The organism is Flavobacterium sp. 22659 (assembly GCF_052044235.1).
GTDB lineage: Bacteria > Bacteroidota > Bacteroidia > Flavobacteriales > Flavobacteriaceae > Flavobacterium > Flavobacterium johnsoniae.
In genome coordinates, this window is record NZ_JBQEMU010000016.1 from 52,932 (window position 1) to 79,100 (window position 26,169).

The 26,169-nt window shown below is 33.9% G+C and carries 24 protein-coding genes; 5 read left to right on the forward strand and 19 right to left on the reverse strand.

Translation table 11 applies throughout. From position 1 onward, the window contains the following. Nucleotide 1: 1 nt before the first annotated feature. The 5 genes from pepT to ACTJIW_RS15955 form a co-directional block, all read right to left on the reverse strand. On the reverse strand, nucleotides 2–1,279 hold the full coding sequence (gene pepT, locus ACTJIW_RS15935; protein WP_440714849.1) for a peptidase T: 1,278 nt from the start codon (nucleotides 1,277–1,279) through the stop codon (nucleotides 2–4). A gap of 120 nt (nucleotides 1,280–1,399) precedes the next feature. Then, entirely contained in the window at nucleotides 1,400–2,542 is a 1,143-nt protein-coding gene (locus ACTJIW_RS15940; protein ID WP_440714850.1) for a formylglycine-generating enzyme family protein, read from the reverse strand. A gap of 103 nt (nucleotides 2,543–2,645) precedes the next feature. After that, a complete protein-coding gene (locus ACTJIW_RS15945) occupies nucleotides 2,646–3,611 on the reverse strand; it encodes a DUF6515 family protein (RefSeq protein ID WP_073409961.1) in 966 nt (321 codons plus the stop codon). Between the two features lie 68 nt (nucleotides 3,612–3,679). Then, nucleotides 3,680–4,900 carry an OprO/OprP family phosphate-selective porin gene (locus tag ACTJIW_RS15950; protein WP_440714851.1) on the reverse strand — a complete coding sequence of 407 codons (1,221 nt, stop codon included), beginning with the start codon at nucleotides 4,898–4,900 and terminating at the stop codon, nucleotides 3,680–3,682. A 24-nt stretch (nucleotides 4,901–4,924) separates the two neighbouring features. Beyond that, nucleotides 4,925–5,521: a hypothetical protein gene (locus ACTJIW_RS15955; RefSeq protein ID WP_440714852.1), complete on the reverse strand. Its 597-nt coding sequence runs from the start codon at nucleotides 5,519–5,521 to the stop codon at nucleotides 4,925–4,927. Nucleotides 5,522–5,733: 212 nt separating this feature from the next. Here ACTJIW_RS15955 and ACTJIW_RS15960 point away from each other — a divergent pair, with 212 nt between their 5' ends. Then, nucleotides 5,734–6,768: a quinone-dependent dihydroorotate dehydrogenase gene (locus ACTJIW_RS15960; protein ID WP_440714853.1), complete on the forward strand. Its 1,035-nt coding sequence runs from the start codon at nucleotides 5,734–5,736 to the stop codon at nucleotides 6,766–6,768. On the opposite strand, the gene ACTJIW_RS15965 is transcribed toward ACTJIW_RS15960, so the two are convergent. Next, on the reverse strand, nucleotides 6,754–7,470 hold the full coding sequence (locus tag ACTJIW_RS15965; RefSeq protein WP_440714854.1) for a DUF3307 domain-containing protein: 717 nt from the start codon (nucleotides 7,468–7,470) through the stop codon (nucleotides 6,754–6,756). The genes ACTJIW_RS15960 and ACTJIW_RS15965 overlap by 15 nt on opposite strands. Continuing rightward, on the reverse strand, nucleotides 7,467–8,081 hold the full coding sequence (locus ACTJIW_RS15970; protein WP_440714855.1) for a hypothetical protein: 615 nt from the start codon (nucleotides 8,079–8,081) through the stop codon (nucleotides 7,467–7,469). The genes ACTJIW_RS15965 and ACTJIW_RS15970 overlap by 4 nt, the downstream gene beginning before the upstream one ends. A gap of 211 nt (nucleotides 8,082–8,292) precedes the next feature. On the opposite strand from ACTJIW_RS15970, the gene ACTJIW_RS15975 reads away from it, so the two are divergent. From ACTJIW_RS15975 to guaB, 4 genes are all read left to right on the forward strand, one after another. Continuing rightward, entirely contained in the window at nucleotides 8,293–9,159 is an 867-nt protein-coding gene (locus ACTJIW_RS15975; RefSeq protein ID WP_012024280.1) for a hydroxymethylglutaryl-CoA lyase, read from the forward strand. 211 nt (nucleotides 9,160–9,370) lie between these two features. Continuing rightward, the gene (locus tag ACTJIW_RS15980) at nucleotides 9,371–9,916 is read left to right on the forward strand and encodes a hypothetical protein (RefSeq protein WP_440714856.1); all 546 of its coding nucleotides are present in this window, start codon (nucleotides 9,371–9,373) and stop codon (nucleotides 9,914–9,916) included. Next, complete coding sequence (locus ACTJIW_RS15985) at nucleotides 9,913–11,313, forward strand: DUF5723 family protein (RefSeq protein WP_440714857.1); 1,401 nt, start codon at nucleotides 9,913–9,915, stop codon at nucleotides 11,311–11,313. Before ACTJIW_RS15980 ends, ACTJIW_RS15985 begins: the two co-directional genes overlap by 4 nt. Before the next feature lie 205 nt (nucleotides 11,314–11,518). After that, complete coding sequence (gene guaB / locus ACTJIW_RS15990; RefSeq protein WP_012024284.1) at nucleotides 11,519–12,991, forward strand: IMP dehydrogenase; 1,473 nt, start codon at nucleotides 11,519–11,521, stop codon at nucleotides 12,989–12,991. Between the two features lie 58 nt (nucleotides 12,992–13,049). Here guaB and ACTJIW_RS15995 read toward each other — a convergent pair whose 3' ends face one another. The 12 genes from ACTJIW_RS15995 to ACTJIW_RS16050 all read right to left on the reverse strand — a co-directional run bounded on the left by ACTJIW_RS15995 (nucleotide 13,050) and on the right by ACTJIW_RS16050 (nucleotide 26,163). Beyond that, nucleotides 13,050–13,553 carry a hypothetical protein gene (locus tag ACTJIW_RS15995; RefSeq protein WP_012024285.1) on the reverse strand — a complete coding sequence of 168 codons (504 nt, stop codon included), beginning with the start codon at nucleotides 13,551–13,553 and terminating at the stop codon, nucleotides 13,050–13,052. Between the two features lie 82 nt (nucleotides 13,554–13,635). Then, nucleotides 13,636–14,532, reverse strand: coding sequence for a L,D-transpeptidase (locus ACTJIW_RS16000; RefSeq protein ID WP_012024286.1), 897 nt, complete (start codon nucleotides 14,530–14,532; stop codon nucleotides 13,636–13,638). 216 nt (nucleotides 14,533–14,748) lie between these two features. Then, nucleotides 14,749–15,333 carry an NUDIX domain-containing protein gene (locus ACTJIW_RS16005; RefSeq protein ID WP_121361885.1) on the reverse strand — a complete coding sequence of 195 codons (585 nt, stop codon included), beginning with the start codon at nucleotides 15,331–15,333 and terminating at the stop codon, nucleotides 14,749–14,751. A gap of 54 nt (nucleotides 15,334–15,387) precedes the next feature. Next, the gene (locus ACTJIW_RS16010) at nucleotides 15,388–16,659 is read right to left on the reverse strand and encodes an adenylosuccinate synthase (RefSeq protein WP_440714858.1); all 1,272 of its coding nucleotides are present in this window, start codon (nucleotides 16,657–16,659) and stop codon (nucleotides 15,388–15,390) included. 96 nt (nucleotides 16,660–16,755) lie between these two features. Next, nucleotides 16,756–17,214, reverse strand: a complete 459-nt coding sequence (locus ACTJIW_RS16015; protein WP_012024289.1) for a Fur family transcriptional regulator — start codon at nucleotides 17,212–17,214, stop codon at nucleotides 16,756–16,758. 88 nt (nucleotides 17,215–17,302) lie between these two features. Beyond that, nucleotides 17,303–19,525 (reverse strand): RelA/SpoT family protein, encoded by a 2,223-nt coding sequence (locus ACTJIW_RS16020; RefSeq protein ID WP_012024290.1) that lies wholly within the window; start codon nucleotides 19,523–19,525, stop codon nucleotides 17,303–17,305. A 371-nt stretch (nucleotides 19,526–19,896) separates the two neighbouring features. Continuing rightward, nucleotides 19,897–20,685, reverse strand: coding sequence for a TrmH family RNA methyltransferase (locus tag ACTJIW_RS16025; protein WP_012024291.1), 789 nt, complete (start codon nucleotides 20,683–20,685; stop codon nucleotides 19,897–19,899). Between the two features lie 173 nt (nucleotides 20,686–20,858). Then, entirely contained in the window at nucleotides 20,859–21,944 is a 1,086-nt protein-coding gene (locus tag ACTJIW_RS16030) for an alkaline phosphatase family protein (protein WP_440714859.1), read from the reverse strand. A 61-nt stretch (nucleotides 21,945–22,005) separates the two neighbouring features. Further along, on the reverse strand, nucleotides 22,006–23,076 hold the full coding sequence (locus ACTJIW_RS16035) for a hypothetical protein (protein WP_440714860.1): 1,071 nt from the start codon (nucleotides 23,074–23,076) through the stop codon (nucleotides 22,006–22,008). Next, on the reverse strand, nucleotides 23,076–24,407 hold the full coding sequence (locus ACTJIW_RS16040) for a DUF58 domain-containing protein (RefSeq protein ID WP_044047690.1): 1,332 nt from the start codon (nucleotides 24,405–24,407) through the stop codon (nucleotides 23,076–23,078). Before ACTJIW_RS16040 ends, ACTJIW_RS16035 begins: the two co-directional genes overlap by 1 nt. Nucleotides 24,408–24,429: 22 nt before the next feature. Continuing rightward, nucleotides 24,430–25,041, reverse strand: a complete 612-nt coding sequence (locus ACTJIW_RS16045; protein WP_149208109.1) for a DUF3828 domain-containing protein — start codon at nucleotides 25,039–25,041, stop codon at nucleotides 24,430–24,432. Nucleotides 25,042–25,149: 108 nt separating this feature from the next. Continuing rightward, a complete protein-coding gene (locus tag ACTJIW_RS16050; RefSeq protein WP_012024296.1) occupies nucleotides 25,150–26,163 on the reverse strand; it encodes an AAA family ATPase in 1,014 nt (337 codons plus the stop codon). Nucleotides 26,164–26,169: the final 6 nt, after the last annotated feature.

Sequence of the window (26,169 nt, forward strand, 5' to 3'; positions counted from 1 at the left end):
TTTATTTTGTTCTTTTAGGTTTTTCTGTCGCATCAAAAGCTCCTGGAATCGCAGTCAATTCTGCAATTTTTACAATTACATCAGTTGCTTTTTGAATGCTTTCTGCAGGAACATATTCGTATTTTCCGTGGAAATTATGCCCGCCCGCAAAAATATTCGGACAAGGTAACCCCATAAAAGACAACTGAGAACCGTCTGTTCCGCCGCGAATTGGTTTTATGATAGGTTTTATGTTTAATTCGCGCATCGCTTTTTCAGCAATATCCACAATATGTTTTACCGGAAGTACTTTTTCCTTCATATTGTAATATTGATCTCTTATCTCGGTAATTACAATATCTTCGCCAAATTTCTTTGCAAATTTTTTATTGAATTTTTTCGCAATTTTCTCAATCAGCTCTTTACGTTTTTCGAATTTCTTTTTGTTGTGATCACGAATAATCAATTCTAAAACAGTTTCTTCAATACTTCCTGTTAAATGGTGAACGTGAAAAAATCCTTCGTAACCTTTAGTTTCCTGAGGTGTTTCTCCTTCTGGAAGTTCGTTGATAAACTCATTGGCCAAAAGCATAGAATTAATCATTTTACCTTTTGCATAACCCGGATGAACGCTTTTTCCTTTAAAAGTAATTTTCGCTCCGGCAGCATTAAAGTTTTCATATTCTAATTCGCCAATCTGGCTTCCGTCCATAGTATAAGCCCATTGAGCACCAAATTTTTCAACATCAAAATGATGTGCGCCGCGACCGATTTCTTCATCTGGTGTAAAACCAATCCTGATTTTCCCATGCTTTATTTCCGGATGCTGAATTAAATATTCCATTGCCGAAACAATTTCAGTAATTCCGGCTTTATCATCAGCACCTAACAAGGTAGTTCCGTCAGTTGTAATAATCGTCTGTCCTTTATATTGTAATAAATCTTTAAAGTAATCTGGAGATAAAATGATGTTTTTTTCAGCATTTAAAACAATATCTTTTCCGTCGTAATTCTCTACTATTTGAGGCTTTACATTGGCACCGCTGAAATCTGGTGAAGTATCAAAATGAGAAACAAAACCAATTGTAGGCACTTCGTGATCGACATTGCTTGGCAGTGTTGCCATGATGTAAGCTTTGTCGTCTATAGTAACATCTGTTAATCCAATTGCTTTTAGTTCTTCAACTAACTTATTGGCAAGATTCCATTGTTTTTCTGTACTTGGTGTTGTTTTCGAATTCGGATCTGATTCAGTATCAATTGTTACATAACTGATAAAACGATCTATGATATGTTGCATTTCTTTTTATTTTTAGCAAATATAAACATTTTTTTCAGGAGGTATATTTTGCTGTCTGCCTTCCAAAAAATAGAAAAAGGATTCTGTTTAGAATCCTTTTATCGTACTGTTTTTTATAATTTATATACTTTTTACACATCTAAAACCAACATGGTTAGCGGCAGATCTGATTTCTCCTTTTCCTCTTGTTCCAACCATATAGCGTGTACAGTACTGGTCAGTACATAAAAAAGAACCGCCGCGATGCACGCGCTTTATTTCAGTTGGGTCATTAGGATCATAGTAGGCATTTGGCCCCTGTGGATTTTTGACTGTTTTACCGCTTTCTGCTAATGATTTGTAATAATCTACACTGTACCAGTCATTCACCCATTCCCATACATTTCCGGCCATATCGTACAAGCCATACGCATTTGGTGCAAATTGCGCGGTTGGAGCTATTCCTTTAAAACCATCTTCGCCGGTATCACCATCTTTTATTGGAAAATGACCTTGATAAATATTGGCCTGAAATTTTCCCTTTGGTTTTAAATCATTTCCCCATGCATATAAGTTTCCTGTTTTTCCGCCGCGTGCGGCAAATTCCCATTCTGCTTCGGTTGGAAGTCTTTTTCCTGCCCATTTAGCATAAGCAGCAGCATCTTCGTATACAACATGTACGACTGGGTATTTTTCCTTTCCTTTAATATTGCTCTGCGGACCTTCCGGATGTTTCCAGTCTGCGCCCGGTTCGTAACGCCACCACTGCAGAAAATTATTTAAATTAACTGCTGAAGGAGTGGGAGTAAAAACCACTGAACCTGTAATTAAATCTTCTTCATTAGCTGTAGGAAACTCTTCTTTAGTTGGTTTCTGTTCAGCTACAGTAACATAACCAGTCGCTTTTATAAATTTTTCAAATTCTTCATTTGTAACTTCAGTTTTGTCCATATAATATCCGTCAACATAAACACGATGAATAGGAGCAGCGTCTTTTGTAACCCCTTTTATACTGCATAAACTTTCATCTTCAACATTACTTCCCATAGAGAATTCTCCTCCGGGAATCCAAACCATGCCTTCCGGAGCTTTGCCTGAAGGTTTATTTTTGTTTTCGATGGTAGGTTTAAATGCCGATGGTTCTGAAGTATTTGGTGTTTCGTGACATTCTAAAGCTGTTTCTTTTACTTTTTCTTTAGGTGAAATTAATTTAGTTACACCATAAGTAATGGAAATTATAAAGATGGTCAGAAATGCGAAAATCCAAAAGGTTTTATTTTTCATGGTTAATAGTTTTGGTCTGATGGTATGGTTGTCAAATAGATGGGTAAAATTATAAAAATAACTTTTAATAGTATAGTAATTTTATAGAATTAATAAAATTAATCTATTCTTTTTCAACTTGAACTACTTCATATTTATCTTTCCCGTCAATTTTTACGGGTTGATAATAGGTTTCTCCAAATTTTACATATTTAGCATCACCAATAGTAACTTCTTCACCTCCTTCTGGCAGGTTTTCAACTATAGTTCCGGCTGTTGGTGCTACTACTGTATATTTTTCTCCATCTTTTTCATAATACGTTCCTCCGTAGTAATAGTTATTAACGGTTCCTGTATTGACTGTTTCAGCACCGCTTGGAATATTATTTACTGTACCGCCAACAGGTGCGGGAACAGCTGTATAACCTCCGTTTGTCGAAGTGTACCAAACTCCCTGATCATAATGATACTGCGTGCTTTCTACACTAACCACAATTGCTGTGACTGCTAATGTGGCTGCAAAGAAGCCCCACGGATGCCAAACGGGACCCCAATAAAAAGGAACATAAGGACGTGGGAAATATGGATGATAACAATTGTATCTGTAACCTCCGTATACATAAGGTGGACGTGCATAAGGTCTAGGTCCTGGTCTCACAATTGTGTTACGGTTATTACGAACATGAACACTGTTATTAACGTTAATATTTACATTGTTTCTGTTTCTGTTAACTGTGTTGCCGCTTATGTTGGTATTTCGGTTGCCAGAGTTTCTAATGTTTCCGGAATTTCGGTTACCTGAATTGTTTCTGTTATTAATTTTTGTGTTTGATGCATTAGCTGGCCTTGTAACTTTTGTTCCAGATCCGTTAGATCCGGGTCTTGTCGCCGCAGGTCTTGTTGCCGGACGTGATTGATTGGCCGGCCTTGTTGCTGCAGGTCTTGTGTGAGCGCCGCCGCTAGGTCTGTGAACACCGCCTCCGCCGCCTCCAACACGACGTTGTGCAAGGCTGTCAATAGAAATCAAAAAAAACGATCCGGACAGACAAACAATTGCAGCTTTTTTTATTGTTTTGCTTATATTTTTCATTTTCAGTGTTTTATGTCGTATAAAGTTATTAAAAAAAAGAATTTGTATTTGAAAAAGAAGTAAGAATTTTATAATGAAATATCCCATTGTATTCTAAATCGCCAGCCTTGTTCTAAAGGAAGTGTCTTGTCCTGAAAACTAAAATAACTTACCTCAGAGGTGAGTTTGTTTTTGTGACCTTTAAAGAACCAGTTAAAGGCTAATGTAGATTCGTCTTGTCTATTTTGCCTTATGGAATAATCAGGTCTATATGCGGCGTGTCTCGCTGCCATTTCCAAATGTTTGGGCCACCATTCAAAAACATTATGAAAAAAATACCCTGCCTGAACGTAATAGCCTTTCATAACAGTCATATCATTATTATTGTATTTATCGATAATTTCTTTGGTATGCCATTCGCTCTGCCAGGAAAAACCACGATACATAAAAGCGGTTTCAAGATTCCATTGATTCACTCTGTACTGACCCGGTAAACCATTTTCAAATCCGTCTAGAGAACCACCGCCAGCTTGCGAAAAACGAGTATATGGACTTCGGTTAGTTATAGCAGAAAAGGCAATAATAGGAGTGGGTTTTTCGTGAAACTCTAAATCACAGCCTTCAAACTCCAGAAACCGACCTAAGAAATTCCATTGTGCTCTTCCAAAATACATAAGATGATTATCGTCGTTAGAAGTACTGCCTCGTCCTGTTCCGGTTAAGGCTGCAAACCAATAATTAAAATCGGCAATACCAGTTCCTTTTAAATGACCGTATACTTCAACTCCTAATTCTCTATCAACTGTAAAAGGACGGTTAATAAGAGACCGTTCTACCATTTGTTGTTCGCCGCTGCTTATAAAACGTTCGCGCGTAAATTCTGTTTTCCATTGTCCGACTTTAAAGCTCAGCCAATCCCATTTTTCAATCATTATTCTAAAATCAAGCAAATTGGACTGACTTAATTCGTATTCCCAATAATATTTAAGCCAGGGTTCAAACGCATGACCGCCAACTTTTAGTCTGGCTCGATTTATTTTAAAAGTAGTTTTGGCATCCTGACTGTAATCGTCATAAGTTAAAGGGTCTGTATCATAAGGAGTAGAAAAACGAAATTGTAATCGGCTTTGCAATTGAAAAAGAAATTTATTGTCTTTGGTCTGCAATTCGATTCCTTTACTGCCATATCGAACATTCATGAGTTTAGTTGTGTCTTTTTCCTGCTGAGACAATCCTCTAAAACCAATTAATAAAATAAAAACTAAAACCAGATTTTTCGAAATACGATTTGTTTTTTCTGCGTTGTACATAAGTTCAATAGGGTTGTATAAAATTTATTTTCCTCCAAAGTTTTTTGCAATTCCTAATCCAATTCCCCAGCTGTCATAAGCATTCCATTTTAGATCATAGCTGAATGTTCCAAAAATCTCCCATTTTTTAGGAAGTTCATAACCGTATTCTATACCCGCTCTCGTCAGGAAAAAATTGTCTTCTTTTGCAAATTCGCTTCCAAATCCTAAAAGAAAACTCCAATGTTCATTAGGTTTATAAATTCCCATTAAAGCAGGAGCGACAGGGTAACTTCGTTCTACAGTTTCTTTATCTTCATCATTTGCATAAACTTTCTCAACTTTAAATTTTTCGATTACAAAATCAGTATGAAGTCCAAGAGCCCATTTTTCATGAAACTGAAACGTGTAATCAATTCCCCATGCAGGCAGACTTAATACTTCACGATTTCCTTCGTCATCTCTGCCTTCAAAAACATGAACATGATTTATTGAAATGCCTATTTGATGATGCGGACTAAAGTTTTTTTCTACACTTTCCTGAGCTGAAATTTTGGTATAACCGGCTAAACAAAATATTATTACCAGAAAAGCTGTTTTTCTTAGATGAATTCGGGTGTCTGCTTTCCTTTCATTTTGCATAATTTCTAATTTTTGAATTAAAAAATTGTAGCAATATTTTTTGTAATTGCTTCAAAATTAAATAATAAAAAAACCAGAGAAGAAGAATGAGAGCCTTGAAGTTGTTTCATTTTATAACTTGCAACCTCTTATTTATTTGTTTTTTCTAAAAAAGCACCTTTTTAAACTATAATATTTAAATTTGCAGCCAAAATAACAACAACACAACTCTTATGTATAAATTGATAATTCGTCCGATACTTTTTTGGTTTGATCCTGAAGAAGTGCATTACTTTACTTTTTCATTTGTAAAATTCATTTCAAAAATCCCTGGAGTTTCGTCGATTATAAGATCAATTTATGAAGTAAAAGACAGCCGTTTAGAAAGAGAAGTTTTTGGTATTAAATTTAAAAATCCGGTTGGACTTGCAGCAGGATTTGATAAAGATGCTAAACTGTATAAAGAGCTTTCAGATTTTGGTTTCGGTTTTATAGAAATTGGAACCGTAACTCCGGTTGGTCAGGAAGGAAATCCTAAAAAACGTTTGTTTCGCTTAAAAGAAGATCAGGCAATTATTAACCGAATGGGGTTTAATAACGGCGGAGTTCTCGAAGCAGTAGAACGTTTGAAGAAAAATTCGGGAGTTTTAATTGGAGGAAATATCGGAAAGAACAAAGTAACCGACAACGAAGATGCTGTTAAAGATTACATCATTTGTTTTGACGCTTTATACAATCATGTTGATTATTTTGTTGTGAATGTAAGTTCGCCAAATACTCCAAATTTGAGAGCATTACAGGATAAAGAACCTCTAACTGCTTTATTGCAGACTTTGCAGAACAGAAATGTTGAAAAACAAAAAGCAAGTACTCAAAAAGTAAAACCAATTCTTCTAAAAATTGCTCCAGACCTTACTGACGAGCAATTGTTAGACATTATCGATATTGTAAAAACAACGCAGATTGCAGGTGTAATTGCAACCAATACTACAATTTCGAGAGAAGGTTTACAATCTTCAAATCAATCTGAAACGGGAGGTTTATCTGGAAAACCATTAACAAAATGTTCGACAGAAGTAATTCGTTTTCTTTCAGAAAAAAGCAACAAAGCATTCCCAATTATTGGGGTAGGAGGAATTCATTCTGCCGAGGATGCGATTGAAAAACTAAATGCAGGAGCAAGTTTAGTACAATTGTACACAGGATTTATTTACGAAGGACCAGCGTTGATAAAAGCAATTAACAAAAAAGTTTTAGGGCAGTTGTAAAAGAAGTGCCTGAACGATTAATCCGGCGAGAATTGCGGCTCCAAAACTGATTAAAGTACCAATTAAAACATATTCGGTTAGTTTTCGGTCTTTGGCTTCTTTTAAATCTCCAAACCTAAAAATAGATTTGGCTGCTAAAAGAAATCCAATGGCTTCAAAATGATTAGTTAGGATAAATCCGAAAACAAATAAACGTTCCAGAATACCAATATAATTTCCGGCCGCAATTAATGAATTGTCCTGATTGTCGATTTTACTTTCTGGAGCCCAGATCGAAATTATCGTTTTGATAAAAATGGATGCTGGTTTAGTAAGCAGTAAAATCCCGGTTAAAAAAATCCAGAATTCATTATTCGTCCAGAAATTAGGAACCGTTTTGTTTTCGTATAAAAACACAACACCAATTAAAATTAAAATATGCGCAATTTGGTCTGCAACAAACCAAGTGCGTTTATTTTTCTTTTTCTGAAAATTTAATTTGATTAAATCGATGATTCCGTGTGTAACAGCAATTAAAACTGCATAAGGAATAAAACTGATTTCTCCAGCCAAAATTGCGGCCAGGATTCCATGAAGAAAAATGTGAACATATAAGTAAATACTTTTATGTTTTTTACTCTCTTTGTCGGCTACCCAGGAATTGGGCTGCCAGATAAAATCGCCTAATAAATGGGCTAAAAACAGTTTTACGAATAAAATCATGAGGCTTTAAGTTGTTTTATTTGTGTTTTAAAATATCGATCTAAATTCATGACCAAATCAAACTGAGCTCGTTTTTGTCTTCTGCTTACTGCTGCTTGATTAATACCTAATATCTGCCCCAATTCTTCCTGCGAAAGTGTTGGATTTTCTATTGCTTTTGCAACAAATTCAGCCGACTGTACAAGCCAGCTGTCCATAAAAGTCAAAGCCAGCTGAATCATTAAATTCAGTTTTTCATCAAAAGCAGTATCACCCGTACGCATCGCTAAAGTTACTTTTTGTTTTTTTAAAGTTTCAAAAAGTTCTCCAGAATTGATAAAAGCGGTTCCGTTACTTTCGGAAATTTTAGCAGCAGAATGCGTTTTATTTCCAAAACCAATACTCATTCGCGCATCAGACTTAATGGATCTCAAATGTGCTTTAATTAAAACAGCAGTCAAAAAAGCATCTTCAGGATTTTCAATTTCAATTTGAAATTCGTCCCCTCTGTAAACTTCCCATTGAGCTGGTGTTTTGCCAATTGGAGACAAGATCTTTTTTAAATCTTCTACCCAATGTTGTGATTCGTTTTTTCTCGAATCAATTATATCGCCTGTAATTACACTAGTCATAACTTCAAATATAAGTAAAATAGTATACAATTTCTATTACAAATATAAGGAATGTTTTTAAATATTACATTTTTTGGTAATATTATTAATTATTACTTTTTTGTGTAATAAAATTAAAGATTACAATATTGTGTAATAATTTTGATAAGAAAAAATTATCTTTTTTATCTTTAAAAAAGGAACTAACTTAGCATGTACTAAAGAATAAGCTTTGAATAAAGAGATCAAGATTATAGAATGTCCAAGAGATGCCATGCAGGGCATCAAAACTTTTATTCCAACCAAAAATAAAGTAACTTACATACAAGCATTGCTTCGTGTAGGTTTTGACACGATCGATTTTGGGAGTTTTGTATCTCCAAAAGCAATTCCGCAGATGCAGGATACAGCTGAGGTTCTTGCAGAATTAGATTTATCTCAAACAAGCAGTAAGCTTCTTTCGATAATTGCCAATACACAAGGTGCAGCCCTGGCTTCTGGATATGATGCCATTCAATATTTAGGGTTTCCTTTTTCGATATCTGAAAATTTTCAGATGCGTAATACACATAAAACGATCGCCGAATCTTTAATTACTCTTGAAGAAATTCTGGAAATCGCCGATAAAAAAAATAAAGAAGTAGTAACCTATCTTTCAATGGGTTTCGGGAATCCGTATGGTGACCCGTGGAATGTTGAAATTGTGGCAGAATGGACTGAGAAACTGGCAGGAATGGGCGTGAAAATTTTATCGCTTTCAGATACAGTTGGAAGTTCAACTCCAGATGTTATTACGTATTTATTTTCGAATTTAATTCCGAAATATCCGGAAATCGAGTTTGGTGCGCATCTGCATACAACGCCTGACAGCTGGTTTGAAAAAATCGATGCTGCATCAAAAGCCGGATGTACCCGTTTTGACGGCGCAATTCAGGGTTTTGGAGGCTGTCCTATGGCGACAGACAAACTAACAGGAAACATGCCGACTGAAAAATTGGTTTCTTATTTTACTGCCAATAAAAAAATAACAGGACTTAACTCTTTAAGTTTTGAAAGCGCTTATAATGAAGCATCTAAATTATTTGGAAAGTTTCATTAAAAAGAATGCTGACAACTAAATGTTATGAAAGGTTTTAAATTATGGCTGGAATTTGAGGAAGTTAATCCTGATAATTGAAATGTCAATCAGTATAAAATAATGAACTTTTAAAGTTTCAAAATAAGTCTTAAAAGTTTCATTAAAAATATTTTATTAAAATAAGTAATATCTGACAATAAAACGCGTTTTTATGTATTCTAATAAAATTAAAATGAAACGAAATCTCATACAAAGAATCTCAGTAATATTATCTACTGCAGTTCTTTTTCTGTCTTGTTCCAGCGATTTAAATTTTGATCAGGTAAATGATTTTAAAATAGAGCCTGTATTTGTGGCCAATGTGGCGCATTTTAATGTTGCAGCAGATCAAATTGAAGATGATGGAACCGGACATGTCCTGCCTCCTGATGTTGAAGATTTTGATGTTTTTAAAAATAAGTTTTTAAATGATGATCTGATCAAGGCTGAACTCAATTTCGAAATTGAAAATACTTTTAACAGAGCGTTTAAGGTTGAAATAACGTTTATTGATGCAAACGATCAGCCAAAAGAAACTATTACCTTGAATGTGCCGCAGTACAACGGCACTGTAAATATTATAAAATATCCAACCGAAGTTTTTGAAGGCGACAGGCTGGCTATGTTGAAACAAACTGTAAAAATAGGTTTTGTTATAACAGTTGACCCCGGAACTGGTGACATATCAGGCAATTTAAAATTAAAATCAGGTGCAACCGCTTATATGAGAATCGAATGAGAAAAGCACTTTTAATTTTAGTACTAATAGTGCAGTTTTCTTGTTTTGCTCAAAATAAACAAATTCTGTACAACTTTACGTCAATTCCGCAGTCGTCACTTGTAAATCCGGGTGCCGATGTTTCTTATAAATATTATTTTGGTGTTCCGCTTTTGTCTGGAGTTTCTGTAAATACAGGTTCAAGCAGTTTTTCAGCTTATGATTTGTTTGCCAATAATGGTGTAGATTTTAATGATAAAGTCCGAAACATTATCAATAAATCAGCATCAAATGATAAAACGCAAGTCAACCAGCAGTTAGAAATTTTTTCGGGCGGATTTAGATTAGGAGGAAGAGAGAGTCAGTCTTATGTTTCATTTGGAGTCTATCAGGAATTTGATTTTTTAATGTATTTTCCAAAAGATCTCGCTATTTTGGCAGTAGACGGAAACCGTGATTATATTGGAAAAACATTCAATTTGGGCGATTTAAATGTTCGTGCAGAGGTGCTTTCCGTTTTTCATGTTGGATTTCATAAAAAACTTAATGAGAAACTTGTTTTAGGAGGACGTGCTAAAATTTATTCAAGCGGAGCCAATGCTACTTCAACCAAAAATTCAGGCTATATATATACAGGTGAAGGCACTGGAACCAACATGTATACGCAAATAATTGATTCTAACTTAGAACTTAAAACAGCCGGAATTGCAAAATTTAGAAAAGACGAATATGAAGGAAGTATTCCAAGTGATATAGCACACAATACTTTTTTTAACGGAAGTCTTGGTTTAGGGTTTGATGCCGGACTGACCTATTATTTTAAAGACAATCTGCAGTTTACAGCCAGTATATTAGATGTTGGATTTATAAGACAATCAAAAGATGTAGAAACCAGACGATATAAGGGAATGTATCAGTACGATGGAGTAAATCCAATTTTTAACGCTGTAAATGAACCGAAAGATGTTTTTGACGATTTTAAAGAAGCTATACCAGAAGAGAAACTGTACGATAAATACACCACATGGCGTCCGGTAAAGTTTAATTCTTCTATTCAGTATTCTTTTGGTGAATCAAGATATGACGGCGAGTGTAATTGCAAAGTTCCAGATCAAAGAAGGTATTTAAATGCAGCGGGGGCACAATTGTTTGTAATGACAATGCCTACAAATGATCCTTATCTGGCTTTGACCGCTTTTTACAAAAGAAGTATTTTAGAAAAACTAGATGTAAAAGCCACTTATACAATCGATCCGTATTCTAAAACAAATGTTGGTTTAGGAGTTTCAGGAACTATTGGGAAATTTAATATTTATGCTTTAGCAGATAATATTTTCGAATATACAGATGTTTCAAAAGCAAATAGTATTGCCTTTCAATTTGGTTTTAACTTTATTATCCAGGATTCTAAAAAATAAAATTCCAATTTTTACATTGGAAGCCTAGTTCTCAAATTCCAAAAAAAAGACGTCATTTTTTGTTTTTCTTTTGGAATTTGAAATTTAGTTTTTCAAATCTAAAATCATAAGTATTTTCCTGTAAAGTTAAATTTATGAATAAGTTAGTATTCAAGTTAGCAATTTATTCACTATATTTGCACGCAATTCAACTAGAAATTGCACCATGATAGCACACAACTCCAAGATTATCGGCGAAGGTTTAACTTACGACGATGTATTATTAGTACCTAACTACTCGAATGTGCTTCCCCGCGAAGTGAGTATCAAATCAAAATTCTCAAGAAACATAACATTAAACGTTCCGATTGTATCTGCTGCTATGGATACAGTGACCGAAAGTGCAATGGCAATTGCTATGGCACAAGAAGGCGGAATTGGAGTTTTACATAAAAACATGACGATCGAGCAGCAAGCTGCGAAAGTTAGAAAAGTGAAGCGTGCTGAGGCAGGAATGATTATCGATCCGGTAACATTACCAACGAATTCAACTATTGCAGATGCTAAAAACGCTATGAAAGAATTCGGAATTGGCGGTATTCCAATTGTTGACGAAAACAAAATCCTTAAAGGAATTGTTACCAATCGTGACTTACGTTTCGAAAAAAATGGAGCAAGACCAATCGCTGAGGTAATGACAAGTTCAAACTTAGTTACTGTTGCCGAAGGAACTTCATTAGAACAGGCTGAAGTAGTTTTACAAGGTCATAAAATCGAAAAATTACCAGTTGTAAATGCTCAAAACGAATTAGTTGGTTTAATTACGTTTAGAGATATTACAAAACTGACTCAAAAACCAATCGCTAACAAAGATTCATTTGGTCGTTTAAGAGTTGCTGCTGCTATTGGCGTTACAGGAGATGCAGTTCAAAGAGCTGAAGCTTTAGTTGCTGCCGGAGTAGATGCTATCATTATTGATACAGCTCACGGACATACTGAAGGTGTAGTTAATGTATTAAAAGAAGTAAAATCAAAATTCCCTCAAATAGATGTAATTGTTGGAAACATTGCAACTCCGGAAGCTGCTAAATATTTAGTAGAAAGCGGTGCTGATGGTGTAAAAGTTGGAATTGGACCTGGTTCAATCTGTACTACACGTATCGTTGCAGGTGTTGGTTTTCCTCAATTTTCAGCGGTTTTAGAAGTTGCTGCGGCAATTAAAGGAACTGGAGTTCCTGTTATTGCAGATGGTGGAATTCGTTATACAGGAGATATTCCTAAAGCAATCGCTGCTGGTGCTGACTGTGTAATGTTAGGTTCATTATTAGCAGGAACAAAAGAATCTCCTGGAGAAACTATTATTTTTGAAGGAAGAAAATTCAAATCATACCGTGGAATGGGATCTGTTGAGGCAATGCAGACAGGTTCAAAAGACCGTTATTTCCAAGATGTCGAAGACGACGTTAAAAAATTAGTTCCAGAAGGAATCGTTGGACGTGTTCCTTACAAAGGAGAATTAAACGAAAGCATGCTTCAGTTTATTGGAGGTCTTCGTGCAGGTATGGGATACTGCGGTTCAAAAGATATTCCTACTTTACAGGAAACAGGACGTTTTGTTAGAATCACATCAAGCGGAATCACTGAAAGTCACCCACATAACGTAACTATTACAAAAGAAGCTCCAAATTATTCTAGATAATTTTTAGTTTTTCAAATATCAAAAAAGGCATAAGATTTAGTTTCTTATGCCTTTTTTGTTAATTAATAATTGAAATTCCATTATTCAATTCATCAATAAGCTTTTGATTTCTTTCAATGGCTTCGGCTTGAGCGCCATACTGTAATTGTATAGAACCGCCTTTTCCACTGTAGATAAAACCTTGATATTTATATAAATAATCATTGTAATCTAACTCACACTCAAAGTAATTTACTTCAATACTATTTACTTTTTTCTTGTAAATTTTTAGGTTTTTGATTTCCCCAAATTCTTTGTATTGTTCTTCAATGGTGCTTTTTAGTTTTTTATCAGGTATAAAATGATCGTATTCAATAAAATAAGCACTTATTAAATTGTATTTATCTCGAAACTCAACATCCCAGGTTTCTGTTTGAGGACTTTTTGTCCAATGTTGGGGATTGTATTTTATTTCATAGATCTCTTTTCGGCTTGTATAAGTTTCTAATTTAGGGTTATTTTTAGTTTGCGCTGCGGCGAAATAACCTGATAGTAAAAACAATAGGAATATTTTTTTCGACATTTAATATTAAAGATTGACAGTTTATATTTGCAAACTAAAATAGTAAATAAAACTAAATTTGTTTCAAAAGAAACGTCTTATTTTAGAGCGCAGCAGTCTGTTGTTCTGTTTCTCTAAGTTTTTGATTTTCCAAAATCTTTTGAATAAATGGTTTTACTTCATTTTCGATTTCATTTTCAGAAATACTCAAAGCTTTTGGGTCAGATGCCAGCTGCAGCCACGGTTTTGGGCCGTCAAAATCATAACTTCCAAAAACAACAACTGGAGTTCCTTTTACCTTTACATTTTCCTTATCTTTTAGAACCCATTCATCGGCAAATTTGTATAGATATTTGGCATCTTTTTCGAGTAATCTTAAACAGGAATGCGAAGCTGGATAACCTGGCAGTTCATATTGATGAAAACCAACACCAAGTTTATTTTCGATATTAAAATTCCATTTTAATTCCCATTCGTCGTTAAATGTACTTGTTGTTTTTTCTGCCTTCCAATTCGTAAAAAATAATCCTGTTGGAGTTGGGTCTTTTTTTCTTCCCATATTTGTTGGACCTGTACGAACCAATTCACCATTTTCGTAAGCAGCAAAAGTCTGCGTAGGATAAGAGAAAATGATAATTTTAGATACGTCTTCTAAAGCAGTAACATGTAATGGAAATGAAAGATAGTAAACCAGATCTCCGCTAAAATCGGAAGGAATTACAATCGAATCCAGTTTTTTAAGATTTGCTTTATCGGTTCTGTTTACTGCGTAAACAATATCCATTTTTGTACTGTCGGCTTCATTGGTTTTCAGCCATTCTTTAGCATTTGTAAATTGATAAGAAACACTAGATTCTGGTTTCTTATGTTCAATTGTTTTCTTTGGTTTTGCTTTTTCTGTATTGTCAGTAAGGGTTATAGTATCGCTTTTTTTACATGAAACCATTAATCCTAACATTAGAATAAGTAGTACGTTTGCTGTATAATATAACTTTTTCATAAGGTCGTATTTTTATGAAAATAAAATTATAACTATACCGGTTAATTTGCCTTACACAATTCTTAGAATTGTTTGCTGGATTTTCATTTTACAGCTATAACATTCATTTGAAATATGAATCCGAAATAATAAAAAAAGCTTTGTCAAAGTTTTAAACTTTGACAAAGCTTTTTTGGGTATTTACACAATTTTAGAATCTAAAAATACTTAAAAAATCTAAATAAGTCCTTTTATTTTAGCATGCTGTAATAACAAAATAGTTTTAGCATCAGTAATCTCGCCAGATTCAATCATGGCATAAGCTTCATCAAAAGTATATTCCAAAACTTCGATATTTTCCTGTTCAGCGTCGAGTCCGCCTCCAGAACTTACTTTCATGCTTTCGTCATATTCTCCCACAAACAAATACAAAATCTCTGTTACAGATCCCGGAGACATGTAGGTTTCAATAACTTTTTGGACTTTTTTTAAGCGATAACCTGTTTCTTCTTCGGTTTCGCGAATAATAGCCTGTTCGGCATTGTCTTTGTCTAAAAGTCCAGCACAAACCTCGATCATCATTCCGGTTTTGTTTCCGTTAAGATACGTAGGCAATCGAAATTGCCTGGTTAATATAACTGTCTTTTTAGCTGTATTGTATAGTAATATTCCAGCGCCGTTTCCACGGTCATAAACTTCGCGAATATGCGATTCTGTTTTTTCATTTTCTTTTTTATAGTTAAAAGTAACTTTATTTAATACATACCAATTGTCTGATAATAATTGGGTGTCTGTTATTTCAATTTCTGGATTTTTTCTCATTTGGAAAATTGTTTCAAAAAAAAACGCCCTGATTTTCAGAGCGTTTAAAATGTATTATTTTGTTATTGTTTGTTTTCTGTCTGGTCCAACCGATACAATTTTGATTGGCACTTCGATTTCTTTTTCAATAAACTCAATATATTCTTTTAGCTCAACAGGCAGTTGATCGTAATTTGTTAAGCCTGTTAAATCTTGTTTCCATCCTTTAAATTCTTTGTAAACCGGAGTAACATTTTCTGGTTCGATGTTGTATGGAAAGTGAGAAATGTTTTGTCCTTTGTAGTTGTACTCTGTACAAACTTTTAAAGTTTCAAAACCAGAAAGAACGTCACCTTTCATCATCATTAACTGCGTAACTCCGTTAACCTGAACTGCATATTTTAAAGCAACAAGGTCTAACCATCCGCAGCGTCTTTGTCTTCCTGTTACAGAACCAAATTCGTTACCAACTCTTGCCATTGTAGCACCAACTTCATCAAAAAGTTCAGTTGGAAAAGGTCCGCTTCCTACACGAGTAACGTAAGCTTTGAAAATTCCGTAAACTTCTTTGATTTTGTTAGGAGCAATTCCTAAACCAGTACAAGCTCCTGCAGCAGTAGTGTTTGATGAAGTTACGAAAGGATAAGTTCCAAAATCAACATCTAACAATGATCCCTGAGCTCCTTCGCAAAGAATAGACTTTCCTGCTTTTTGAGCCTGGTGCATGTATTCTTCACTGTCAATAAAATCTAATTTTTTTAATTCTTCAATAGCTTCAAAAAACTCTTTTTCAAGTTCAGCTAAGTTGTATTGAATGTTTACATCATAAAAAGCAATCATAGCTTCGTGTTTGTCAGCCAATGATCTGTAACGCTCTTTAAAATCTTCTAATTCGATATCTCCAACACGTAAACCGTTTCTGCCTGTTTTGTCCATGTAAGTTGGTCCAATTCCTTTAAGAGTAGAACCAATTTTTGCTTTTCCTTTTGAAGCTTCAGAAGCTGCATCAAGCAAACGGTGAGTTGGTAAAATTAAATGCGCTTTTCTTGAAATAATTAATTTCTTTTTGATGTCAAGGTTGAATTTCTCTAAACCTTCGATTTCTTTTTGAAAAACTACTGGATCAATTACAACTCCATTTCCGATGATATTTACTGAATCTTTGTGAAAAATTCCAGAAGGAATAGTTCTTAATACGTGCTTAATTCCGTCAAATTCTAATGTATGTCCTGCATTTGGTCCACCTTGGAAACGTGCAATAATATCATAGTTTGAGGTAAGAACGTCAACAATTTTTCCTTTACCTTCATCTCCCCATTGTAATCCTAGTAATAAATCTACGGTCATTCTGTTTTAATTTGCGTTGGGACAATCTAAGTTGTCCTACTGATTATGTAGTTAATTTTCTTTTTTTAATTTTTTGAAAAAGTCTTTGTTTAAAGACTATGAGTTTTGTTTTTTATTTCCGTAGAAATAAAGCGAATGATTTGTGATTTCAATATCAAAAATTTCTTCGATAGTCTTTTTGATGGTTTGAATTCTTGGATCGCAAAATTCAATTACTTCACCCGAATCAGTCATAATGATGTGATCATGCTGTTTATCAAAATATGATTTTTCGTAGTAAGCCTGATTTTGTCCAAATTGATGTTTTCTAACCAAAGCGCAGTCTAACAATAACTCGATCGTGTTGTAAAGCGTAGCCCTGCTCACACGATAGTTTTTGTTTTTCATTTTGATGTATAGGTTTTCTATATCAAAATGCTCCTCGCTATCGTAAATTTCCTGAAGTATAGCATAACGCTCAGGAGTTTTGCGATGCCCTTTTTGTTCAAGATACAATGTAAAAACATTTTTTACAATTTCTTGATTCTTAGTGTTGTCAGTTGAAATAAGTGTCATATCCGGCAAAGATAATTTTTTATTTTTAATGAATAAAAGTTTCGGGTTTAAAGTTTCGTTACAAAATTCTTATAGTTTCCCTAAAAAGTTAGGTTCTGTACTCTCTTGTAACCTTATCAACGCCGTCAATTTTCTTAATGGCATTGATCATTTTTTTCAAAATGGTATTGTTTTGAACAATAACAGCAACCTGTCCGTGAAAAATTCCGGCATCAGTACTCAAAGAAATACTCTGAATATTAACGCTCATATTATTCGAAATTACACGGGTTAATTGATTGGTAAGTCCTAAAACATCCATTCCTGTAATATTGATAATGGCTTTAAATTCTTCCTGAGAAGAATCGATCCATTTAGCACTCATAATTCGGTAAGCATAGTTAGACTGCATTCCAATAGCATTTGGACAGTCTTTTTTATGTACTTTAATTCCTTCGTTGATCGTTACGAAACCAAACACATCATCACCCGGAATTGGATTACAGCATTGCGAAAGTTTATAATCGAGTTTGTCATGCTCTGTTCCAAAAACCAGCATGTCGTAATTACTGCTGATAACTGGTTTGTGAATATCCTCTGCAGCAGTTGTATCTTTATTTCTTTTGATTTTATTTTTGAAGAAATTGATAAACGTATTGCTTTTTTGTGCTGCGTAATCTTTTAACTGCTGATTTTCGATTGCGCCAATTCCAACTCGGTAAAATAAATCTAAACTTGTTTTTAATTTAAAAAAGTTAACTAACTCGTTTGTTACTTGTTCGTTAAGCGTAATTTTTAAATGCTTTAGTTTTCTGGTAAGTAATTCTTTTCCTTCCTCGCCAATTTTTTTGGTGTTCTCGTTAAGAACGTTTTTAATTTTATTTTTTGCTCTCGAAGTCGTTACATATTCCAGCCAGTTTACGGTTGGTTTTTGATTTGGAGAAGTAATTACTTCAACCTGATCACCGCTTTTTAATTCATGATTTAAAGGAACAAGACGCCCGTTTACGCGAGTTCCTCTTGTTTTAATTCCAATTTCAGAGTGAATGCTGAAAGCAAAATCCAGAGATGTTGCGCCTTTTGGCAGTGATTTGATTTCTCCTTTTGGCGTAAAAACGAAGATTTCTTTTGAATATAAATTCATTTTAAAATCTTCAACAAAGTCTACAGCATTAGTTTCAGGGTTTTCCAGCGCTTCACGAAGTAAATTCAGCCAGGTATCAAGACCGCTTTCTTCGGTTGCGCCATTTTTATATTTGTAATGCGCTGCGTAACCTTTTTCGGCAATTTCATCCATACGCTCGCTTCGAACCTGAACTTCAACCCAGCGTCCTTTTGGTCCCATAACTGTAATGTGAAGCGCTTCATATCCGGTTGATTTTGGAGATGAAATCCAGTCACGTAAACGGCTTGGGCTTGGTCTGTAATGATCAGTTACTATCGAATAAATTTTCCAAGCGATGAACTTTTCATCATGCGGATCTGCTTTGTATACAATTCTCAGGGCAAATTTGTCATAAACTTCATCAAAACTTACGTTTTGCGCACGCATTTTTCTACGGATCGAGTAGATTGATTTTGGACGCCCTTTTATAATATAATCAATGTTTTCTGCATCAAGAGATTTTTTGATTACTTCAGAAATGTCGTTTATATACGCATCCTGCTGCTCTTTAGTTTCTCTAATTTTGCTTACAATATCATTATAAACAGCCGGCTCTGTATATTTTAAACCTAAATCTTCAAGTTTGCTTTTAATGTTATAAAGTCCCAGACGGTGGGCAAGGGGAGCATAAATGTATAGTGTTTCCGATGCGATTTTTGTCTGCTTGTATTCTGCCATCGAATCCATTGTCTGCATATTATGAAGACGATCGGCTAGTTTAATTAAAATTACACGGACGTCATCATTCAGTGTCAGGATCATTTTACGGAAGTTTTCCGCCTGCATTGATGCATTTAAATCTTTTTGAACTAATGAGATTTTGGTTAAACCTTCAACCAGCTGCGCCACTTTAGGATTAAACATACGCTCGATATCTTCGACTGTAATAGGAGTATCTTCAACAACATCGTGCAGTAACGCTGCGGCAATAGAAGTCGCGCCCAGACCAATTTCTGAGGCTACAATTTTTGCAACTGCAATAGGATGAAAGATATACGCTTCACCAGATTTGCGTCTTTGTTCTTTGTGAGCATCAACAGCAACATCAAAAGCTTTTCGAATTAATTTTTTATCAGTTGTACTTAAAGTCTGGTAACTAATTCTTAGTAATTCCTTGTATTCCTGCGCAATAGCTTTGTTTTCTTTTTCTATATCAATTTCTGTCATAACGGCATAGTTCAAGTACTAAAAATAAGAATTAGTTAGAACATACACAAGGGAATGGAGTGTTGATTTTAGAAGGTAAATTTTAGATTTTTTCAGAAATAAATTTCCAATTTTTTAAATCCCAAATGTAAATTTGAATCTCAAAAATCAATCTCAATTTCAATCTCAATTGCAATTTCAATTTAAAATAATTTAAAAAACACCAAATAAGTAAAGAGAAGCAAATTTGAAAAAAGGAGCGGAGCGACTTTTAGAAAATCTAAAATCTAAAATCTAAAATCTAAAATCTAAAATCTAAAATCTAAAATCTAAAATCTAAAATCTAAAATCTAAAATCTAAAATCTAAAATCTAAAATCTAAAACCTAAAACCTAAAACCCTCTTTGTCTTTTAGCTTCAAAAATTAAAATAGCGGCTGCAACAGAAACATTCATGCTGTCGATTTCTCCCTGCATTGGAATAATGATATTCTGCGTTGCTTCGTCACGCCATTTTTGAGATAAACCAGTTGCTTCTGTACCCACAACTAAAGCTGTTGGAGCAGTGAAGTTTTGAGTATGATATGAAGTTGAATTTTGTAAGGTTGCTGAATAAAAACTGATGTTTTTTTCTTTTAAAAAAGCAATAATTTCTTCGGTTGTTCCGGTTGCAATTTGATTGGTAAACAAACAGCCAACGCTGGAACGCACAATATTTGGATTGTATAAATCACTTTTTGGGTCAGCAATTAAAACGGCATCCAGATTTGCAGCATCGGCAGTACGTAAAACGGCGCCCACATTTCCTGGTTTTTCGAGTGATTCGGCTACTAAAATTAATGGATTATCAGATAATTTTAAATCGGATAATTTTAATGATTTGGTTTTGGCTACAGCCAAAATACCTTCGGTAGTATCGCGGTAAGCCAGTTTTTGATAGACTTCTTTGTTGATTTCGATTAACTGAACCGATGAACCAACTAATTTGTTGATTTGATTTTCGGTAACTAAATCGGGTAAAAACAAAACCGTTTCAATTTCATAACCGCCTTTTATCGCTAACGAAATTTCGCGTTGTCCTTCAATTAAAAATGTTCCGGTTTGTTTTCTTGCTTTTGCTTTTTCCTGTAATAAAGCAAGCGATTTTATAAACGGATTTTGAACTGAAGTGATTTGTTTCATTTTTTTTTAAGGCTCAAAGTTGCAAAGGCTCAAAGGTACAGAGTTTTTTTCGTCCTGCAAGGTTTTGAATAGTTATAGTTTTTGCCACGAATTACACGAATTTTCACGAATTGTAATTGAACGCAATTAAAATAAATTAGTGGAGATTCGTGTAATTCGTGGTGAAAAAAAATCTATTTTTCAAAAACTTCTTTTACCTCAGTTTCTACAGGATGATTTGTTGTAAAATTACTGCCCATGATTTTTGCAATGGTCTGGGCGAATTGTTTTTGATAGAACTGAGAATCTGTTTTGATTTCGCCTTTTGGGGCAATTTCCGGCCCCATTGCAGCAAACCAAATTTGTGATGCGCCTTCAATATCAGCTCCGTGATCTCTCCATTGCGATTTTATTTTGTCTCCTCGTCCGTGGTCAACAGTTATAAATAAAGTTGTTTTGTTTTTGTACTGTGGATCATTTTGCACAAAATTCCAGATTTCCTGAATCCATTTATCGACTTGGTTCGCCGCATCCAGATACGATCTGTAATCGCCATGATGCGCCCATTCGTCGGTTTCCCCATAAGCGATGTATAACACTTTTGGTTTCTTGGTTTTCAATTCATCCATAGCCTGATAATGTGTAAAAACATCCAGACATTCATCTTCATGAAAAGGCTTAAACGAATTATTACGCATTTCGTTTAATAGCTTTTGAGTTTGTGTTGGTTTGTTTCCACCCACATTGTCAAAGGCAGAAATTACAGGAAACCCGCTTCTTTCCTCATTTAATATTCGGTCAAAAGCATCCCAAGCGCCAAAAGCGGCAGTTTTGCCTTTTAGTTTTGGCTGTTTATTTAAGAATTCTAAAACATTTACATTTGGATTAGCTTTGTAACCGTTTGAATTTACGTTTACATCAACATTTCCGGTCATGATTTCGCTGTATCCGGGATAGCTGAACCAATACGGATTGGCAACATCTACTTTGTTTCCTAAGTCACGATTGCCGTAAATCTGTCCTTTTGATGCAATTTCCGACCAGAAAAAAGGCATAATTTTTTGGCGAGATGCTTTAAAATCCTGACCTGAATATTTTTTGTAAATGTAAGTACTGTCTCCCTGATTGAATTTTTTATCGTTGGCAATTGCTGTGTCTAAACCTTTAAAAACTTCCTGCCATCTAAATCCGTCAGTAGTTATAATGATAATGTTTTCTGTTTTTTGTGCAGAAGATAAAAAGCTTAATAGGAGAGAGAAGATTAAAACCAGCTTTTTCATTATTTATTAGATTTATTTAAATAAATATTATTCTATTTTAAAGCTAATTTATAAAAAAGCTTTAAATCTTTATTTCATAGATTATGATCTTATCGTTATCAATATTAAATAATAAGTTATTATCATTACTATATCCATCAATCTTTAAGTTTTTGTCTTGAAAAGTGATTTTTCCTTCTAATGATATTATAACTAAACCAATTTCAGAAAAGGAGACGAAGGAAGTAATTTTTTTATTGAAGTACAATTTTGAGTTTACAATATTTTCGGTAATTTGAATCTTTTTGATTAATTCAACTTTTTCATTATCTAATTTATATAGGTGAATCTCAATTGAAGAATCAATTGTAGAATAATCATCACCTTCTATAAATGGATTATAAGCAACAGCAATTGTTTCATCATCGATCCAGCAAACAGCTCTATTCTCATGTTCCCAAAAGCCAATTTTTATGTCGGATATTCTATTATTATTTATGAATTTTTTGATATCATAAATATTATAAGAATCACTAGAACCCCACGTCCATCCAGAACTTAAAAATTTTGTATTGTTTGGAGATAGAAGTAATTCTCCGAAAAAATGATTATAATTATGTGGCCAAGGTAGCTTATTTATTTCTTCATTTTTTTTATAAAATTCAATATGTCTTTCTTCTGCATTTTCTTCAATTAAGGATTTAGAAGCGGTAAGGACTTGTCTGGTATCCAGATTCATTATTTGAAGATGATTCCAAGCTACACCAAAAATTATGTGAGGGATATTTTCTTTTTTAAATAGAGCAATTGGATATTTTGAAATATCTGCATGATAATCTTCTCTACACAAATGTAAAGCATTATATTTTTCAGCATAATGTATATAGCCATGCCTTTTAAAGTCATTTACAATTACTACGATACTATCAAGTGTGTATATTGTTGATTTTGCATTCACATCAAAGCCATTGTCAGGATATCCAATATTGCTTTTAACTAGAAATAGGGATTCATAAATTTGCTCTTTAATTTTATATTTTACAACTTCTCCAGAACTCATTAACATTATAATTTCGTTTGAGTTTGTTAACGTTGCAGTTATAATTGATTGCGCATTATCAATTAATACTTCATTTTTTAGTTTAAGTTTCATTACAAAATTCCTCTCGATTTAATTTCCAAATATTTATTAATGGCATCCAAAGTCAAGTTCTCAGGCTGCGTTAAAACAGAATGAATTCCGTATTTCTTTAATTCATTTGCAATTAATCGTTTTTCAAACATGAATTTTTCAGCAATTACTTTATCATAAACTTCCTGAATCGTATCAGTTTTTTTGTTGATAATAGCATTTAATTCTGTATTCTGGAAAAAGACCACAACCAATAAATGGCTTTTAGCAATTCCTTTTAAATAAGGTAATTGACGATTTAAACCGTCCATTGTTTCAAAATTGGTGTACAGGATAATTAAACTTCTTTGGTTGATGTTTTTCTTAATATCAACATACAATCGGCTGTAATCACTTTCAAAAAAGTCGGTTTTAACGTTGTATAAAGTCTCCAGAATTTTTTGCATCTGCGAACCTCTTCTTTCTGCAAAAACTCTGTTTTCTACTTTTTTAGAAAAAGAGAAAAGTCCGGCTTTATCTTGTTTTTTCAGAATTACATTTGACAAAACTAAAGTTGAGTTTATCGCATAATCTAATAAACTTAAACCGTTAAAAGGCATTTGCATAACGCGTCCTTTATCAATTGCCATATAGACTGACTGTGATTTTTCGTCTTGAAACTGATTGACCATTAAAGCATTTTTCTTTGCTGTGGCTTTCCAGTTTAAAGTTCGAAGATCGTCGCCCTGAACATATTCTTTAATCTGTTCAAATTCCATTGTATGTCCAATTCGGCGGATTTTTTTGATTCCGTATTGAAATAAATTATTCGAAAATGCCAGTAAATCGTATTTTCTTAACTGAATATAAGACGGATATGCTGGCACCATTTGATCTTTTGCAAAAGAAAATCTTCTCGAAATTAATCGTAACGGAGATGAAACATAAATATTTAAATAACCAAAATGATATTCACCGCGTTCTGTGGGACGAAGATCATAGCCAAATTCTTTTTGGTCTGAGGCTTGTATTTTTTTTACAATTTTAAAATCACGAACCTGAAACTGAAACGGAATTTCATCAATTATCTTAACCAAAATTGGAAAAGTATAATGGTTTTTGATTTGAACATTTATAGGATTTAAATCTCCATTTGAAAGTTTTTCGGGAGTAATTCGTTCTGCTTCAATTCCTGTTTTTGTGAAATATAAAATTAGAATATCAAGTCCCAGAAATGTCAATAAAACTAAGAGAATAAACCAAACGGCATTGTACAGATTTGGAAATATAAAAGCACAGATAAATAATCCTATAATGCCTAAAAGCAAATAGAAAAAGAAATTATTGAGATATAAACTTTTTATTAATTTCAAGTTTTCTTGGTTTTATGTTTTACTAATAAATTTTAGTGAATTCATCAAAATTAAAACCTTCAAGAGAAGCAATTTTCCAAACTCCGTTTTCTTTTACAACAGTGGTTTTGTATTTAAAATCACCTTTCCAGGACCAGGTCCAATAAAAAGAAGCTTTGTTGTTATCTACTTTAAGGTTATTGACTGCCATTGTTTTCCAATATTCATCCGGGTAATCCTGACAGCTGCACCACGGATTTGAATCATTTCCAAAAGGAGGCAGATCGCCTACAAGCCATTCTATTTTTTTATTTTTAAGATTGGCGTCAAGTTTTAGTGCAATTTTATTGTAATTGTCTAAAAACTGCTGTGAGAAGAAATTCGTTTTCTTCAGCGCTTCCATTCTTTTTTTATGTGCTGTTAAATCTAATCCGGTGTATTTGTCTCCTTTTTTGTTTGTAACTGGATCAAAATCAGTGTTATTGTTTTTTGTTTCAATCCATTGATAAGCTTTTCTAATTAAGCTTTCAATTTCTTGTTTGTCAGTTTTGAAATAAAAATTTTTATCATTTTTTAAATCAACAGAATCTGCAGGCTTAAAGCTTACCGCCAGAATCCAAAGTGAGAATAGGAGAAGTAGTTTATTAGTGTTCATTTTTTTTAGTTTTCAGTCTCGGTATACAGTTTTCAGTCGCAGTTTTTAGTCTCAGTGCTAAACTGTAAACTGAGATTGCGACTGAAAACTGCAGCTAAGAACTAATAATTATCTAGGTATTTCAACCGTTTCAATAATTTGTTTGATAATTTCCGAGCTTGTTATACCTTCCATTTCACGTTCTGGAGTAACGATAACACGGTGTTGCAAAACAGGAATTGCTGCTTCTTTAATATCTTCAGGCGTTACGAAATCACGTCCGCGAATGGCTGCGAAACCTTTTGATGCATTCAAAATTGCGATTGAAGCACGAGGTGAAGCTCCTAAATATAAAAAGGCATTTTCGCGTGTGTTGACTACAATTCGTGCAATATATTCTAATAAATTTTGCTCAACTCTAATTTGTTTGATTAAAGTTTGGTATTGATTTATTTCTGAAGCAGAGAGAATAGTTTTGATAGCTTCTAATTTGCCATGATCCTGCAATAAATGTTCTCTTTGGATAATCAGGATTTCTTCGTCTAGTTTTGGATAATCAATTGTAATTTTAAACAAGAAACGGTCTAATTGAGCTTCTGGTAAACGATAAGTTCCTTCCTGCTCAATTGGATTTTGGGTTGCAATTACCAAAAACGGAGTTTCTAATTTGTATCCAGATCCGTCAATTGTAATCTGGCGCTCTTCCATAACTTCAAAAAGAGCGGCCTGAGTTTTTGCCGGAGCACGGTTGATCTCATCAATTAAAATTAAATTAGAAAAGATTGGCCCTTTTTTAAACTCAAATTCTGAAGTTTTCAGATTGAAGATAGAAGTTCCTAAAATATCCGAAGGCATTAAATCCGGTGTAAACTGAATTCGGCTGAAGCCAATATTTAAAGTTTTAGAAAGCAGTTTTGCCGTAATGGTTTTAGCCACTCCCGGAACACCTTCTAATAAAACGTGTCCGTTTGATAAAATAGCAACCAAAAGCTGATCGACCATTTTATGCTGGCCAACAATTACGGTTTCGATTTCTTTTTTAATCGCATTAACGTGATCTAAAAGAGGTGCTAAATTTAATCGTGTTTCAAAATTCACATTTTCATTTGTGATTTCTGTTTGTGATGTATTGATATCGTCCATGTTTGG

Excerpts from the sequence above, each read along its gene's own strand:
- ACTJIW_RS16000 (WP_012024286.1), bottom strand. The coding sequence starts at position 14,532 with ATGAAAAAGTTATATTATACAGCAAACGTACTACTTATTCTAATGTTA.
- ACTJIW_RS16025 (WP_012024291.1), bottom strand. The coding sequence starts at position 20,685 with ATGAAACAAATCACTTCAGTTCAAAATCCGTTTATAAAATCGCTTGCT.
- ACTJIW_RS16020 (WP_012024290.1), bottom strand. The coding sequence starts at position 19,525 with ATGACAGAAATTGATATAGAAAAAGAAAACAAAGCTATTGCGCAGGAA.
- ACTJIW_RS16050 (WP_012024296.1), bottom strand. The coding sequence starts at position 26,163 with ATGGACGATATCAATACATCACAAACAGAAATCACAAATGAAAATGTG.
- ACTJIW_RS15980 (WP_440714856.1), top strand. The coding sequence starts at position 9,371 with ATGAAACGAAATCTCATACAAAGAATCTCAGTAATATTATCTACTGCA.
- ACTJIW_RS16035 (WP_440714860.1), bottom strand. The coding sequence starts at position 23,076 with ATGAAACTTAAACTAAAAAATGAAGTATTAATTGATAATGCGCAATCA.
- ACTJIW_RS15985 (WP_440714857.1), top strand. The coding sequence starts at position 9,913 with ATGAGAAAAGCACTTTTAATTTTAGTACTAATAGTGCAGTTTTCTTGT.
- ACTJIW_RS15970 (WP_440714855.1), bottom strand. The coding sequence starts at position 8,081 with ATGACTAGTGTAATTACAGGCGATATAATTGATTCGAGAAAAAACGAA.
- ACTJIW_RS15995 (WP_012024285.1), bottom strand. The coding sequence starts at position 13,553 with ATGTCGAAAAAAATATTCCTATTGTTTTTACTATCAGGTTATTTCGCC.
- pepT (WP_440714849.1), bottom strand. The coding sequence starts at position 1,279 with ATGCAACATATCATAGATCGTTTTATCAGTTATGTAACAATTGATACT.
- ACTJIW_RS15965 (WP_440714854.1), bottom strand. The coding sequence starts at position 7,470 with ATGATTTTATTCGTAAAACTGTTTTTAGCCCATTTATTAGGCGATTTT.
- ACTJIW_RS15960 (WP_440714853.1), top strand. The coding sequence starts at position 5,734 with ATGTATAAATTGATAATTCGTCCGATACTTTTTTGGTTTGATCCTGAA.
- guaB (WP_012024284.1), top strand. The coding sequence starts at position 11,519 with ATGATAGCACACAACTCCAAGATTATCGGCGAAGGTTTAACTTACGAC.
- ACTJIW_RS16015 (WP_012024289.1), bottom strand. The coding sequence starts at position 17,214 with ATGACACTTATTTCAACTGACAACACTAAGAATCAAGAAATTGTAAAA.
- ACTJIW_RS15950 (WP_440714851.1), bottom strand. The coding sequence starts at position 4,900 with ATGTACAACGCAGAAAAAACAAATCGTATTTCGAAAAATCTGGTTTTA.
- ACTJIW_RS15940 (WP_440714850.1), bottom strand. The coding sequence starts at position 2,542 with ATGAAAAATAAAACCTTTTGGATTTTCGCATTTCTGACCATCTTTATA.
- ACTJIW_RS16045 (WP_149208109.1), bottom strand. The coding sequence starts at position 25,041 with ATGAACACTAATAAACTACTTCTCCTATTCTCACTTTGGATTCTGGCG.
- ACTJIW_RS16005 (WP_121361885.1), bottom strand. The coding sequence starts at position 15,333 with ATGAGAAAAAATCCAGAAATTGAAATAACAGACACCCAATTATTATCA.
- ACTJIW_RS15945 (WP_073409961.1), bottom strand. The coding sequence starts at position 3,611 with ATGAAAAATATAAGCAAAACAATAAAAAAAGCTGCAATTGTTTGTCTG.
- ACTJIW_RS16010 (WP_440714858.1), bottom strand. The coding sequence starts at position 16,659 with ATGACCGTAGATTTATTACTAGGATTACAATGGGGAGATGAAGGTAAA.
- ACTJIW_RS15955 (WP_440714852.1), bottom strand. The coding sequence starts at position 5,521 with ATGCAAAATGAAAGGAAAGCAGACACCCGAATTCATCTAAGAAAAACA.
- ACTJIW_RS16030 (WP_440714859.1), bottom strand. The coding sequence starts at position 21,944 with ATGAAAAAGCTGGTTTTAATCTTCTCTCTCCTATTAAGCTTTTTATCT.